Origin of the sequence: Myroides sp. DF42-4-2 (assembly GCF_030326445.1) — a bacterium.
GTDB lineage: Bacteria > Bacteroidota > Bacteroidia > Flavobacteriales > Flavobacteriaceae > Flavobacterium.
In genome coordinates, this window is record NZ_JACAKI010000036.1 from 1 (window position 1) to 15,324 (window position 15,324).

General features: G+C 38.2%; 13 protein-coding genes. 8 read left to right on the forward strand and 5 right to left on the reverse strand.

The window, feature by feature from the left end; genetic code table 11:
* Positions 1–99: 99 nt before the first annotated feature.
* The 3 genes from HX062_RS15710 to HX062_RS15720 all read left to right on the forward strand — a co-directional run bounded on the left by HX062_RS15710 (position 100) and on the right by HX062_RS15720 (position 5,404).
* Positions 100–1,317, forward strand: coding sequence for a metallophosphoesterase family protein (locus HX062_RS15710; RefSeq protein ID WP_286468081.1), 1,218 nt, complete (start codon positions 100–102; stop codon positions 1,315–1,317).
* A gap of 8 nt (positions 1,318–1,325) precedes the next feature.
* A complete protein-coding gene (locus tag HX062_RS15715; RefSeq protein ID WP_286468073.1) occupies positions 1,326–4,367 on the forward strand; it encodes an AAA family ATPase in 3,042 nt (1,013 codons plus the stop codon).
* 182 nt (positions 4,368–4,549) lie between these two features.
* Positions 4,550–5,404, forward strand: a complete 855-nt coding sequence (locus tag HX062_RS15720) for an energy transducer TonB (protein ID WP_286468074.1) — start codon at positions 4,550–4,552, stop codon at positions 5,402–5,404.
* Positions 5,405–5,443: 39 nt separating this feature from the next.
* Here the strand turns inward: HX062_RS15720 and HX062_RS15725 are convergent, their stop codons facing one another.
* The 4 genes from HX062_RS15725 to HX062_RS15740 form a co-directional block, all read right to left on the reverse strand.
* Positions 5,444–5,839, reverse strand: a complete 396-nt coding sequence (locus HX062_RS15725) for an ExbD/TolR family protein (RefSeq protein WP_182625778.1) — start codon at positions 5,837–5,839, stop codon at positions 5,444–5,446.
* Entirely contained in the window at positions 5,820–6,530 is a 711-nt protein-coding gene (locus HX062_RS15730; RefSeq protein WP_286468075.1) for a MotA/TolQ/ExbB proton channel family protein, read from the reverse strand. The genes HX062_RS15725 and HX062_RS15730 overlap by 20 nt, the downstream gene beginning before the upstream one ends.
* A 90-nt stretch (positions 6,531–6,620) precedes the next feature.
* The gene (locus HX062_RS15735) at positions 6,621–7,772 is read right to left on the reverse strand and encodes an MFS transporter (RefSeq protein ID WP_286468076.1); all 1,152 of its coding nucleotides are present in this window, start codon (positions 7,770–7,772) and stop codon (positions 6,621–6,623) included.
* Between the two features lie 131 nt (positions 7,773–7,903).
* A complete protein-coding gene (locus HX062_RS15740) occupies positions 7,904–9,571 on the reverse strand; it encodes a formate--tetrahydrofolate ligase (RefSeq protein ID WP_286468077.1) in 1,668 nt (555 codons plus the stop codon).
* Between the two features lie 302 nt (positions 9,572–9,873).
* Between HX062_RS15740 and HX062_RS15745 the strand changes: the two genes are divergently transcribed.
* A complete protein-coding gene (locus tag HX062_RS15745; protein ID WP_182625782.1) occupies positions 9,874–10,455 on the forward strand; it encodes a PhnA domain-containing protein in 582 nt (193 codons plus the stop codon).
* Positions 10,456–10,469: 14 nt separating this feature from the next.
* On the opposite strand, the gene HX062_RS15750 is transcribed toward HX062_RS15745, so the two are convergent.
* On the reverse strand, positions 10,470–10,895 hold the full coding sequence (locus HX062_RS15750) for an NUDIX hydrolase (protein WP_182625783.1): 426 nt from the start codon (positions 10,893–10,895) through the stop codon (positions 10,470–10,472).
* A 314-nt stretch (positions 10,896–11,209) separates the two neighbouring features.
* Between HX062_RS15750 and HX062_RS15755 the strand changes: the two genes are divergently transcribed.
* The 4 genes from HX062_RS15755 (at position 11,210) to HX062_RS15770 (ending at position 14,858) form a co-directional block, all read left to right on the forward strand.
* Positions 11,210–11,800: a cell wall assembly protein gene (locus HX062_RS15755; RefSeq protein ID WP_255492335.1), complete on the forward strand. Its 591-nt coding sequence runs from the start codon at positions 11,210–11,212 to the stop codon at positions 11,798–11,800.
* A gap of 41 nt (positions 11,801–11,841) precedes the next feature.
* Positions 11,842–12,219 (forward strand): CD225/dispanin family protein, encoded by a 378-nt coding sequence (locus HX062_RS15760; protein ID WP_182625784.1) that lies wholly within the window; start codon positions 11,842–11,844, stop codon positions 12,217–12,219.
* A 10-nt stretch (positions 12,220–12,229) separates the two neighbouring features.
* Positions 12,230–12,601: a DUF2752 domain-containing protein gene (locus HX062_RS15765; RefSeq protein ID WP_286468079.1), complete on the forward strand. Its 372-nt coding sequence runs from the start codon at positions 12,230–12,232 to the stop codon at positions 12,599–12,601.
* A gap of 235 nt (positions 12,602–12,836) precedes the next feature.
* A complete protein-coding gene (locus HX062_RS15770; RefSeq protein WP_286468080.1) occupies positions 12,837–14,858 on the forward strand; it encodes a S8 family peptidase in 2,022 nt (673 codons plus the stop codon).
* Positions 14,859–15,324 lie beyond the last annotated feature (466 nt).

A 15,324-nucleotide genomic window follows, 5' to 3' on the forward strand; every position in this document is an offset into this window, starting at 1 on the left:
TATTTAATAATGAAGTTAATGTTTAAAAACGGTCAACCATATTTAGGGATGTACATTATTCACCACTCACCACTCACCACTCACCACTCACCACTCACAATGAAAATAAAAATACTACACACAGCAGATTGGCACTTAGGTAAACGATTAGATAATTTTTCGCGAATCGAGGAGCAAAAAGAGGTATTGGATGAGATTTGTCAATTGGCGGATGAGCAGGAAGCAGATATCATTCTGATTGCTGGGGATTTATTTGACACCTTTAATCCGCCCACTGAAGCTGAAGAGCTGTTTTATAAAACCCTTCGCCGTTTGACGCGCAACGGACAACGACCTGTACTAGCCATTGCTGGGAATCACGACAGTCCCGAGCGAATTGATGCCCCTGATCCCTTGGCGCGCGCTTGTGGAATCATACTCGTGGGATTGCCCAACACCGTGGTGCAACCCATAGAAGACAATGAGGCTTTTTCCTTGACACAATCTACCGCAGGTTTTCTCGAGTTGACACTGGCGCATATTCCTTTTCCCATTCGCATTATTCACACGCCATACGCCAATGAAGTGCGATTGAAAAAAGCCTTGAATGTTGAGGACAAAGCAACAGCCTTACATGAGGTATTGCAAAGCAACTGGCAAACATTAGCAACATCCTATTGCGATACAGCAGGAGTTAACCTCTTGATCTCCCATCTGTATATGATGAAAAAAGGAGGGGAAGAACTGGAAGAACCTGATGGAGAAAAACCACTGAAAATAGGGAATGCGGATCTGATCTACAGCGATAGTATTCCCAAAGAAATTCAATATACCGCTTTAGGCCATTTGCATCGCGCTCATCAAGTAGGAGAAGCTGATCGCCCCGTAGTCTATGCAGGAAGCCCTTTGTGTTATAGCTTTAGCGAAGCAGGGCAAGAAAAGTATGCCATACTGGTTGAGGTAGAACCCAATCAACCAGCGGTATATCAAAAAATTCCCTTGCTCAAAGGACGACCTCTTTCGAGAAAGAAGTTTTATTCTGTCGATGATGCCGTCGAATGGTTGCAACAACACCCCTCCCATTTGGTTGAACTAACCTTAGTGAGCGATACCTTTTTAAAAGCAGATGATATTAAGCGCATCAACCAAGCACACCAAGGAATTATTACCATTATTCCCGTGGTTCATCTCAACGATCAAGAAGAAGGGAATAAAAGCAAACAAGTCAATCTGGAACAAGATATACAAGGACTCTTTGCTGATTATTTTAAACAAAAAAACAACGGACAAGAACCCAATAAAGAACTTATGGATTTGTTCCATGAAATTATAAACTAATCCTACCCATGATACCTATAAAATTAACCTTAGAAGGTTTTTATTCCTATCAAGATAAACAAGTCATTGATTTTACCCAATTGATTCAAGCAGGATTATTTGGCATTTTTGGAAAGGTGGGCTCAGGAAAATCTTCTATCTTAGAAGCCATATCTTTTGGTTTGTATGGGGAAAGTGAACGATTAAACGCACAAGATAAACGCGCCTATAATATGATGAATTTAAAGTCGGATCGCATGTCGATTGATTTTGAATTTTCAAACTTTAACGGAGAAAAGTATCGCATCTACAGAGAATTTAAGCGAAACTCCAAGCGTTTTGAAGATGTAAAACGAGGAGACGCCGTGTTGTATCATTGGAAGGATGACGCGTGGATTCCACTTCCCGACTTACAAGTAGAAAAGGTCATTGGGTTGAGTTATGAGAATTTCAAGCGAACGATTATCATCCCTCAAGGTAAATTCAAAGAATTTATTGAACTAGGCGGTAGAGACCGCACTAAAATGATGCAGGAAATTTTTGGACTTGACCGATTTGATTTGGCAGCCAAAACCAAAGCCTTATACAGTGTAACTCGTCAGCGTTACGACCACTTACAAGGGCAGTTGCAGCGCTATGCGCTACTGACACAGGAGCAGATTGAAGAAAAAAAAGTTGCCCATCAAGCTGAAGAGAAACAGTTAAATCAACTGGTCGAAACCTTTAAAAAAGAACAAGAACTCTTTCAACAGCTTAAAGCGGTGAAAAGTGACTTCGATACCTTAGAAAACAGTAAGAAAGAAGTGCTTGATTTAGAAGCACAAGAAGTTCAAATTCAGACGCTACAACGCGAATTAACACAATATGAACAAGTTGACAAGGCCTTTCGATCCCTCGTCAAAGAACAGGAGCAAATCAGTGCTAAAATCGTAGAGAAACAAGAGGTTTTAGCCAAAAAAACACAGGAACTTCAACAAAAACAAGCGCAGTATACGCACGTAAAAGAAGAGTTTGCTCAGGTTGAAAAACAGTTTGAATCCCTAGAAATAGAAAAGACAACCCTATATGAATTACAGCTGATTCTAAGTATTAAGCAAACTGAAGAAGCGCGAAAAGCATTAGGTGAACGCCTGCAAAAAGGCAAGGAAGTCGTGGTGCAAACCATGAGCGAATTACAAGAAAATCAACAAGCGATTGTCGCTATTGAGCAGCAGATACAAGCGCTAAAAAACAATCGCATGGATCCAATGCGCTTGATGGCTATAGATAAATGGTTTACGGATTGGGCGTATCTGCAACAAAATATACAAGATAACCAAACGAAAAAGTCTCAACTACAAGACGAAATTCAAAAGGGAACCAAGGCTTTGGAAGCGCTAGATTTTGTAAATGAAGAGGATTGGCGCCTTTACTTGACAACAAAAAGAGAATTAAACCAAGAAATTCAACGATTGCTCGTTCAAGAATTGGATCAATTACGCCTGTCTCAACAATTGGCGCATTATGCAACCGCTTTGAAAGAAGGGGAAGCGTGTCCGTTATGTGGGGCTTTAGAACATCCTGCTATTTTAGCAGCAACCGATGTATCAACTGTACTAGGGGAGTTAGAACGCAAACAAGAAAAACTTCGACAAGAAACACAAGTCCTTGACCAAAGAGAAAGAGAGGTCTTAGCCCTTGTCGATAAGCGACAACTGTGGATGGTGCAACTAAGCGAAATCAACGATCAAGCAGAACAAAAGCAAAAACAATTGCTGCAATTACTCGACTCGTTTGTATGGACAGAAATTGAAAAGGGAAATAAAAACCAATTCGAAGAACTAAAAATACAAGCCGTTCAAATCAATCAAGCACTCGAACAAGCGGATAAACAGCTCCAAGAGAGGATAAAAAAAACCGAGGGAATTCGTTCAAATGTGGAATTGTATAAGGCGAAGCTTGCGGAAATTGAATTGGATCAAGCGAGATTGGAAGCGGATATAGCAGCAAAGGGCAAACAGATCCGCTTGTTGAATCTTCCCACTACGCTACAACAAGAGAAAGAAACAATCACACAAACAATCACAGCAAAAGAGCAACAGATTGCCCAAGTAGATCACTCCTATAAATCCTTGATGCAGTTGATGCAACAACTCGCGCCGGCTTTAGCAGCATTGGAAACTGAACAAAATAGCCTTCAGCAAACTTTGGTAGAATTAACCCAAGCGAAAGAAACCCTACAAACCCAAATACAACAGTTATTACATACCTTTCAGTTGGAAGACCTTACTCTTGTAAAGGAGATTTTGGCAAAGAATATTGCAGTAGAGGAAACGCGTGAGCGTATTCAGGCATTCATCCTCAAGCTTGAAGTATTGCGCAATCAAGTGAAACAATTGACTGCCAAATTGGAATCAGTCGCATTTGATCCAGAGCGCTTTCTAGTGCAAACACAACGCGTAGAAACACTAGATCAACAGGTAAAGAATCAATCAACTAGTGTCGTGCGCCTGCTGAGCGAAATTGAACGCATGGAACAGGATTATAAAGAAAAAGCTAGTTTACTAACTGAATTTGATCAAGTAGAAAAAAGATTAAAAAACATTAATCTACTGGATAATATGTTTAAAGGCGCTGGCTTCGTTAATTATGTTTCAAGTATTTATCTCCGCAATTTATGCGATAGCGCCAACCTGCGCTTTCATCGCTTGACTAACAATCAACTAAGCCTACAACTAAATGAGAGCAACGAATTTGAAATTATAGACTACCTAAACAATGGAAAATCACGCAGTGTAAAGACGTTGTCTGGAGGTCAGAGCTTTCAAGTATCACTATCTTTGGCTTTAGCTTTGGCAGAAAGTGTGCAGAGTCTCTCCAAATCCGATAAAAACTTTTTCTTTATTGACGAAGGATTCGGAACACAAGACACTGAATCAGTGAATATCGTTTTTGAAACCCTGAGCAGCCTTCTCAAAGAAAATCGAATTGTGGGAATTATTTCCCATGTAGATGAACTGCAGGAGCGAATTCCCCTGTCGCTGTCCATTGTAAAAGATGAAGAAAGGGGAAGTATTATAAGGACTTCTTAAAATAAGCAGTAGAAAAAGAGACGAACCAAAAAAATAAGTACATTTGTTAGATAAAATGAATGTTATAATCTCAGGCCTTAGTTAGTATGAATTCAAGATATTCAAAAGAAGAAAAAACCTCAATCCTAATTACTTTAGGTGTTACTATATTGCTTTTCCTTCTTTTATTCTTTATTAAATTTATGGATAGCCAAACGTCCTACACCAATTTTGGTGGCGGGGGTGGTGGAGGAAATGGCGTTGCTATTTCCTTAGAAGGAACGCCAGGAGATCACTTAACTACGTCGGCGAATCCTGTGCAAATAGTAGAAGAACAGCAACAGATAGCCAAGTCAGAGCCCGTTGAAGAAGAGGAAGTTTTAGCCTACGAAAAAGGAGAGGAAACAGCAGTAGTAGTGGCAAAAAAGGAAGAAACAAAAAAAACGAAACCTGTTGTAGATAAGCAAACTGAAAATGTAGCCAAAAAAACAACCGAGAAAAAAGTAGAAACCACAGAAAAGAAAGCTACAGCCCCTGTAAAACAAGATGTTTCCAATACAACTAAAGACGCCATTAGTAGTTTTATGAACGGCGGAAGTGGTTCTGGAGGCGGCGGTACTAAGGGTAGCAGTCAAGGCGGATTGTCCACCAACGGAGGCTATTACGGTACAGGTACTGGAAATGGTACTGGCAGTGGATCTGGTGTAGGAAGTGGTACAGGAACAGGCGTTGGCAGTGGATCGGGTGGTGGAGTAGGTAATGGCCATGGAAATGGTAGAGGTGATGGTATTGGCTATTCACTAGATGGGAGAAGCGCAACAGTAAAAGCCATTCCAAAATATACCTGTAACGAAATCGGAACAGTAGTCGTTGAGGTATGGGTAAATCAAGCAGGAACAACCGTTGAAGCAAGAGCAGGAGTAAAGGGAACAACCAATACAGCAAACTGTTTGCTAGAACAAGCAAAAATAGCAGCCTTGCAAACCAAATGGCAACCTAATGACAAAGCACCCGAAAAACAAATAGGGAAAATCGTATATCAGTTTAAATTAAACTAAACTAAACAAAAAAAGGAGCGACCTAAAATCGCTCCTTTTTTATTGCTTTTGCGTAGCAATTACAAATTTGATGTTGTGCTTTACGCCAATTTGCAATACATCTACTAGTTCTTGTATCTGTGAATTAAACGGAATTCGAATCACAACCGATTGGTCCGTGTTGCCTCCTAATTCTGCTAATAACATTTGCTCTAATTCTTCGTATGGAACTTCTGTCTTATTAATGAAAAAACGTTTGTCTTCTGTTACCGAAATGGTCAAGTGTTGCTTATTCGTCTTTTCATTTGACGCCGCTTTTGGAAGCATCATTTTAATCACATTGGGATTCGCTAATGTCGATAAAATAAGAAAGAACAAAAGCAAGAAGAACATAATGTCACTTAAAGAGGAAGTTGCAATTTCCGCTTTAAAGCGTTTATTTCTTTTGATTGCCATTTGGTCGTTGTATTGCATTAATAAAATCTAAGATCGTTTGTTGTGTGCGCAACAAATAGTTGTCAATAGACGAGTTCAACAAGTGATAGGCAGCAAACGCTATAATACCCACAACTAATCCAGAACCACTACTGATCATCTTTTCATAAAGCCCTCCTGATATATTAGCAATACTAATATCTTCAGAAATACTAATATTATAGAAAATGCGGATTACCCCCAAAATGGTTCCAACGAACCCTAAGGTAGGCGCAATACCAGCAATTAATCCCAAATGCCCCATCTTTTTCTCCATTTTTCCAATCTCAATAGTCGCTAAACGCTCCATATTGGCCTCGATTTCAGTAATGGGTCTTCCTATTGAATGCGTACCTTCCAAAATTACTTTGGTGTGTGAATTTTCATCTCTTGACAGGGTTAATTCAACAGAATCCATTTGACCTTTTTCCAATAAATTGAGGGTATTAGGAAGTACTGTTGCATCGTATTTTGTCTGTTTTCGAATATACAAATACCGTTCGATTGACAGGTAAATCGTATAAATAAACAAAAGGATAATTGGAATCATAAAAATTCCACCTTTGAGAACAAAATCTAAGGCAGAAATTTGACTTTCTTGTGATACTACTTCGTTTAAATCAGTTACGGCAGTAGTAATTGCATCTGGTGAAGCTTGCAAAAATGTAAACATTAATGATAGTTTAAAATATGATCAAATATAAAAATAAAAATGAACAATCGTACGCGGTTTAGCGATTCAATTGTTAGAGAATATATAAAATTACTTAGAAGAATCTAGCTGCATAAAGCGATTTAAAAGCGTAATGCACAAGCCAAATAAGGCAATAATCGCAAAAGCCACTTGCAAAGACGCGTATTGCGCAATAAAACCAATGACGGGTGGCCCTAAAAAGAATCCAATAAAACCAATGCTTGTCACCAACGTTAAGGCTTGTTGTGGCGGCATAGATTTGCTGTTACCCGCTAAGTGATACACCATGGGAACAACGGCAGAAACGCCAAATCCAACAACCATAAACGATAAGATGGTGGTGTATACATAAGGAAATACCACTGCTGCACCTAAGCCGAGAAAAATGAGTAAGCCGCAAACAGACAAGGTCTTGCGCTCGCCGTATTTTCGAACGGTATAATCAGAGATGAAACGACCACTCGCCATCGTAAACATATAAGCCGTTAATCCATATCCCACCCATTCAATAGGAGCTACGGCAATGTGCTTCATATATTCACTCGACCAATCAGTCATCGTACCTTCTGTTACCATCGAAAAGAAAGCGAGTAACCCTAAAATGACTAAAGGCTTATCGGGCCATTTCCACTTTTTTTGTGCCGTCGTTTTCTCTTGTTCTACTACAATCGCATCAGGCAATAGAAACTTAAACATTAATAGGGTGACAATTATCCCTGCGGTTGAAAAATAAATAAAGTGATGCATGGGCGGAACATAACTGCTAATCATTTCTGCGCCTAGCCAAGATGCTGCAAAACCACCAATACTCCACGTTCCGTGGAGAGATCCAATAATTTGTCCTTTATATTGTTTAGATACATTAATCGCCTGAGTGTTGATCGATATATTGGTGAGGTTGCTAAACACACCAAACAGCACCAAGTTAATTTTTAATTGCCACAGTATATCCCAATACCCAATACCTATCAAAAGCACAAAATAGGCAAGTAAAAAATAGAGGGTAGATCGCTTACTTCCCAGTTTGGCAATAATCGTTCCCGCAAAAGGTAAAGAGATTAACGTTCCAATTGAGATATACAACAAAACAAAACCCCATGCCGAATCATTTACTCCGAAATACTCCTTGATCGTAGGTATTCTCGATGCCCATGAAGCAGATATTCCACCAAAAAAGAAAAATAAAATCGTGACCGCTATTCGCGCAAGATGTTTTGACATATACCGAAATTAAAAGAAATACAATCGTTTGTTTTCGAGAACAAATGTATAAAAAAAGAAGAACGACCTATCTTTTTCAGGTCGTTCTTCCACTTTACTATAGTTGTTGGTGTGATTGAATGGGTTAAGGGTTAACTTAATCCTTCAACTAAACCATCCACTAGATCAATTTTTGTAGCTTGCGGTACTTTGGGAAGTCCTGGCATACGCATGATATCTCCTGCAATAGCTACAATAAATTCAGCTCCGTTATTGATAACAATATCGTTAATCGCAATGGAGAAATCCTTAGCAACGCCGTAGGCATGAGCATCGGCAGAGAACGAATACTGTGTTTTTGCAATACAAACAGGAAATAAATTCATTGGCGTTGCTTGTATCTGATTTATTTTTTTCTGTGCAGCTGGACTAAAACTAACCGATGTAGCACCGTAAATTTTTGTTGCTACTGCTTTTATTTTATCCGAAATAGTCATTTCATCCGTATATGGAAATTGTAAGGGCTTGCTCGGATTTTCGTCAATCATTTTTACTACTTCTTCAGCTAGAGCAATCGCACCTGTTCCTCCTTCCACAAAAGCATTGTTGATGGCGAAGCCAAGATCATTTGCTCTACAGTAATCTTCGACCAATTGAATCTCTTCTAAACTATCCGTAGCATATTTATTGAAAGCAACAACAATGCGTTGTCCAAAAGAACGCAAATTCTCTACGTGCTTTTGTAGATTTTCCAACCCTTTTTGTATGCCTTCCATGTGTTTATTCTTAATTTCTTCTAGGGCAATTCCACCGTGCATCTTCAACCCCTGTGCTGTTGCAACTACTACCGTTAGTTTCGGTTGTAAACCTGATTTTCTACATTTGATATCAAAGAATTTCTCTGCCCCTAAATCTGCCCCAAATCCAGCTTCTGTGATGACGTAGTCACCATAACTCATCGCCATTTTTGTAGCAATAACTGAATTACAACCATGAGCAATATTAGCAAAAGGACCACCGTGAATAAACGCAGCCGTATTTTCTGTAGTTTGAACTAAATTGGGATTTAATGCGTCTTTTAAAAGCACGGTGATTGCTCCAGCTACGCCTAAATCTTTTACCGTAAACATACTGCCGTCATAGCGATACCCTAAAAGAATATTCTCAATGCGTCGACGCAAGTCGGTAATATCGGTCGCTAAACACATAATAGCCATAATTTCCGATGCAGGAGTAATGTCAAATCCACTTTCTTGAGGAATACCATTAGCATTTCCTCTTAATCCAGAAGTAATATGGCGCAAGCTGCGATCATTAACGTCCAGCACTCTTTTCCATAAAACCTCTTTGATGCCGTTGGCTTCAGCTCTAGTTTGATACATATAATTATCAAATAAGGCACTCAACGTATTGTGAGCAGAAGTTATGGCATGAAAATCGCCTGTGAAGTGCAAATTGATGTTCTCCATGGGTAAAACCTGTGCATAACCTCCCCCTGCAGCACCGCCTTTCATCCCAAAACAGGGTCCTAAAGAGGGCTCTCTCAGCGCAACAATAGCCTTTTTTCCAATTTTGTTTAAGCCCAATGCTAAACCAATTGAAACTGTCGTTTTTCCAATTCCCGCCTTGGTTGGCGTAATAGAGGTAACTAAAATTAAGTTGGATTTTTGCTGCTGTTCTTTTTGCTCAGCCTCAAGTTGAACCTTTGCCATATGCTTGCCATAAGGAATGACCTGCTCTTCAGCTAAGTGGATATTTTTAGCAATTTCGTAAATAGACTTTAATTCACTCTCCCTTGCAATTTCAATATCTGTTTTCATAGTAGATAATAATGTGTTGTTAAGGAGTAAAGTTAAGCCTTTTGACACAATATTGAAATAGATGTTCTAAGGTTTGTTGCTTGTAAAAATACCCCTGTCTTACCAATTCTTCTCTTGATAGTTCTCTTAGCTGCCAAAATAACACACCATCCCAAATTCATCTCCTAACGCTTTATTTAAGGGTATTGTCAAATTAGTGGTATTCCAGTGTATTTCTTTTTAATCTAAAGGCGTTTTATTGGTTTTTATAAATAGATTTTTAAAGTTATATTTGCATTTTTAAATTATATTCTATCAGTATTATGAAAACGGAAGCGGAATTAAAAGAGAGAAGTGGAAATAAATGTGAGCTATGTGAATCGACAGAACAATTAAAGGTTTATGAAGTTCCACCAGTAGCTGCTAATGAGGCAGATAAAGAAATCTATATTTGTGAAACTTGTTTCGATCAAATTGAGAAGAAACAAGAATTAGACAGCAACCACTGGCAGTGTTTGACTACTTCGATGTGGAGTGAAGTGCCTGCGGTGCAGGTAGTCGCATGGCGCATGCTGAATCGCTTCAGACAAGAGAGCTGGGCAGCCGATAATTTAGAAATGATGTACTTAGATGATGAACTGATGGAGTTTGCTAAAGCAACAGGAGATCATACAGGTGATGGCTCGGTTGAATTACACAAAGACAGCAATGGCAATGTATTAGTAGCAGGAGATACTGTAACCTTAATTAAAGATTTGGACGTAAAAGGATCTTCATTAAATGCCAAAATAGGTACAGCAGTGCGAAACATCCGCTTGGATCCAAATAATGTAGAATTTATTGAAGGTAAAGTCGATGGTCAAACGATTGTCATCCTAACTAAATTTGTAAAGAAACAAGGATAAACCAATAGAAAATCTCAGTCATCACTGGGATTTTTTTGTTTTAACCACAGCGGAACACTAAACTCTTTTAACAGATGAGCAAGGGGAACATCTAAATAGGTAGTATAGGTGAGCCATTTAATCTCTTCTAACTCCGCTTGGGGGATAAAAGATGTTGAGGAGGTAGTGAGGTGAAATACCGTGGCGTGCACAAGCGTATTTGGTTCATTTACTGCTTGGGTTTGATGCGTCCCTAAATAGTGAAGGTCTGTTGGAATTACCGCAAGATTGAGTTCTTCTTTCAATTCGCGCACGAGTGCTTCAACAGGTGTTTCTCCTATTTCAATCTTTCCACCAGCCATCATATAATAAATGGATCCTCTTTTGCGAACAGTTAACATGTCTCCAGCGGAATTTGTAATTAGAGCAGAAGCTAGGTAAATCGTTTTATATTGGCTCATTAGACGTTTTTTGACCCCAAAAATAAGAGAATTTGTCCAATGGAGATCAAAGCGTAAAGCACAGTTTGTTCCTCATCTTCGACAATATGCCCTTTTTGATTGATGAAAAAGACAGATGTATGCGTTTTTTTTGATTGAATATCATAATTTTATACTAGGATGAAAGAAAAAAATAAGAATGTTTACAGAATTGTTTTTTGTAAAAGAAAAAATTTTATCTTTATTCGATCAAAGCAAGGTTCAAGAACGAAAGTTAAATCTTGTATAGTTTAATTTAATTTAAGTTGAAAATAGAGCGTCTACCCAAGGCGAAAATGAACAGTACAATGGTAAAACAAGAATTTACTGCATTATTTAAAGGATACAAAATTCCTAAGGAATTAAAGAGCTTGTTAGAGTTTCAAGTATCAGAAAACATCCCATCTTATTATTCTAATACGATTTATTTAATGACGGAAGAAACTTCCTTAGTTGAGAGTTTCTCAACAGATGAAGAATTTCTAAACTCATTCATTCCCTTTGCAGAAGCAAATAGTACAGGAAGCATCTATGCCTTTTGGATCCAAAACCAAGAAGAGGATTTAGCAAAAATGCCAATTGTCGTTTTTGGTGATGAAGGCGGAATATTTGTAGTGGCTCAAAATATTCAAGAATTGCTACAAGTGGCTGCTTATGATGTAGAAGCAGTAGTGTATGAGGACGAATTTTACTTCCAAGATAAAGAAGCCTTAGAAGAAGATGGTGAATTTACCGCAGCAGAATTTCATACAGAGTATTTGGATTGGTTGCGCAGTGATGCAAAATTAAAACCGATCTTGACAATTGACGATGTCGATGCGATCGTGGAAGAAGCCCAAGCCTTATATCAAGAAAAATTAGAACAGTATTGTAAACGTTTTATATAATGCGAGTAAAAAAGTAGTATATTGCGTTAAAATTTTAAGAAATGGAACAGAATAACTTCAACCAAAACTTTGATGCTTTTTCAAATCAAGCTCAAAATCAAATGCCTCCAAAACCAAATAATTATTTGGCTTTGTCAATTGTCTCTACAATTCTAGGTTTTTGTTCTTGTATCGGACTTTTAATCGGAATCGTTGCTATCGTTATGTCAGCACAGTCTGGTAAAAAATACGATCAAGGCGATTACGAAGGATCAGTAAAAGCAGCAAAAAACGCAAAAATAATCAGCTTTATTGTATTGGGTATCTTTGTACTTAACCTTGTTTATTCTTGGTACAATATCCAACAATTAGGAGGATGGGATGCATATATGGAGTCTATCCAAGAAGCAATAAGAATGGGACAAGAGGCATCAAGATAAGAATGGCATTATGCGGATTTTTTATCGAATCCTGTTGTATGTTTTCTTGCCTTTGGGGCTTATTCTCGCTTTTGTAAAAGGATTTACGAGCGTTCCAGCTATAGTGACTTGTTCGATAAAAGACTATACCGGCTTGGATTGCCCAGGTTGTGGCGGTCAACGAGCAATAGATGCTATCGTAAAAGGAGAACTAAAACAAGCGTTCTATTACAACCAATTGATCTATGTGTATCTCGGAGTGTTTGCGTATATATATGTGCTCTTTGTTGAAACTTATGTCTTCAAAAATAAAACCTTTAAACAGCGATTCGGTTTTTCTAATTCGTTTGCTTATGGTTTTCTCGGTTTGATTCTCTTGTTTTTTATTATAAGAAATGTATAAAAGTTTGAATGTTCGCATTCAAACTTTTTTTTTGCATTAATGCCAACTTTGTTTTTTTTCCTCCTTAAAAACTTGAATTGTTCGTGTTTTTTATCGAATTACAGTTGTTTCTTCGTTTTGATTTGATGTAATAAAACTCAGTTTGTATTTTTTTTAGTTAAAATTAAGTTGGCTTATGTGAATTATGCTTAACTTTCCCATCCCAAAACTAGGACAATTAAAAATTTACTACTTTATGAAAAAAAATACTTTGTTGCTGTTTAGCTTGTTTTCTCTATGGGGAGTAAGTGTAAATGCGCAAAATGCTCAAATTAAAAAGAAGATTACAGCTACTTATGGCACAACATCAGTAGAGGAAATCAAAACACTTGAAGAACAACACCTTTCAGTAAGAGAATTTGCTTACCAAACCGCGAAAAAATTAGGTAAACCAACAAAAGGGATTACTGCAGATGGTAGAGTATTCTCCCTTCAGCGCGTTGATGAAAAAGGTCGTTTCTTTTATTATGTAACAAGTAATGCTGGAAGTAGAACAACTGCTCGTGTAAATGATATTGCTCCAGGAGGAAGTTTAGGCTTAAACCTAGATGGTACAGGGATGACCGTTGCTGTATGGGATGGTGAGCCAGCCTTGGATACGCATGTAGAATTTCAAGGGGGGCAGAATGGTGGAAGCCGTATGCTACTTCGAAATCCAGTGCAAAATTTACAATCGATGAGTGAAATGGAACGCATGATCTTCGAAGAAGGACGTTCGCATGCTACGCACGTATCGGGAACAATTGGAGCTAAAGGAGTAAATGCAAATGCAAAGGGAATGGCGCCAGAAGCAAGAATTCTGAGCTATGATTGGGAAAATGATACGGCAGAGATGACGAGAGCCGCAGCACAAGATGTTTTGTTGGTGTCCAACCACTCCTATGGTATTGGTGTTGTGGACGAGAACGGTAGACCTGTTCCTGGTATAACAGATATTTTAGGTGCTTATATCTGGTCTTCTGAAGATTTTGATAAAATTACATACCGTTACAAATATTATCAACCCGTAGTAGCAGCTGGAAATGACAGAGAATATTATCGTCTGATTAATCCAACTAAAAATGGAAGTGATTTGTTGGCGGGTACTGCAGTATCAAAAAACGTTGTTGTAGTAGCTGCTGTCAATCAAGTTAATACTTATACAGGACCCGAAAGTGTACGTATATCTACTTTTAGTAATTATGGACCTACCAATGATTTCCGTATTAAACCAGATATTTCGGCTAAAGGTGTTCGTGTATTTTCTTCAAATTATGAATTGCCAAGACCTATTTCTGCAACGCCAAGTAACAATAAATACGTTAGCTTTGACGGTACTTCGATGGCTGCGCCTGCAGTAACTGGAATTTTTACGTTATGGCAACAATGGGCAATGGAGAATAGAGAAATGCCTTTGAAATCTGCAACAATTCGTGCATTAATGGTTCATACTGCCGATGAGGCTGGAAATGCTCCAGGCCCTGATCATATCTTTGGATGGGGGTTGATTAATGCAAAAGCTGGAGTTCAGCTTCTTCAAGGTAGTAAGGTAAGTGGAGTAGTGCTGGAAGAAAATGAATTGGCACAAGGAGAAACTTACGAGAAACAGTTCAGTGTAAGTGAAAGTGGAATTAAGATTATTGTAACGCTCGCTTGGACTGATCCAGAAGGAATTTTTTCGGAAAATAATATGAACGAAAATTACGCCAAGAACAATCCTTCATTAATCAACGACTTAGATGTGCGTGTATATAAGGATGGCGTAGAGTTCTTGCCTTGGAAATTAAACAAAGACTTTAATGATCTTAAAGCATTAAAAGGAGATAACGACGTTGATAACGTTGAGAAAATTGAGATTGATGCGGCAGAAACAGGAACTTATGTAGTGAAAGTAACGCATAAAGGAACGTTAAAGAGTGGTAAGCAAGAGTATTCGCTTATTATGAGTCGAAGCGATTTCAATAATCTTTCAACGGAAGAGTTTGAACTAGATGAATCTTTATTCGCCCTTTGGCCAAATCCAGTGATGGAAACATTAAATGTAATGCTTCCTGAAGAGGCTGACTTAAATGGTATGTCTATTGAACTATTTGATTTAAGCGGTCGTCGCATTGAGCAGATTAATACAGTTACTACTAATTTGGTAGAAATAGATGTTAGAGGATTGTCCTCAGGTGTGTACATCGTGAAAATAAAAGGCAATGGTTTTGAAAAAACAGAACGTATTGTGAAGAAATAAAAAAAGGAGAGCTTCGGCTCTCCTTTTTTTATTTAGACATTTATTGTTAGTTTTCCTCATTCCTTGATAAGCTACTATAAGACTAGTTCTTCCTTTTATATTAATAAAGCGACATGTTTGGACAATTTATATAGAGGCGATGATATTTTTAGCCCTCCTCACCAAACCATGTAGCTAAAACATCAACACCTATATAAAAGGAGTTTCCATACCAAGACGCTTGAGTTGTATTTCCTTCCTTTATATGGATTGTACTTAATAAGTAGGTCCCTATGATTAAAAGTTATTTTCTTTTTTTGGTCACTGGATTTACTTTTTGCGCTTTCCTTTTCATTCTTTATAAACCTCCTACAAAGGTTGTGATTGGTTGTTGTAGTTGTTTTTCATGTCTCTGCTTCGACTCCCCTCCAACACTTCTTCGACAAAAAGGCCTTTTTTCCAGTAACTGTGCAGGGAGAGTTGGAGG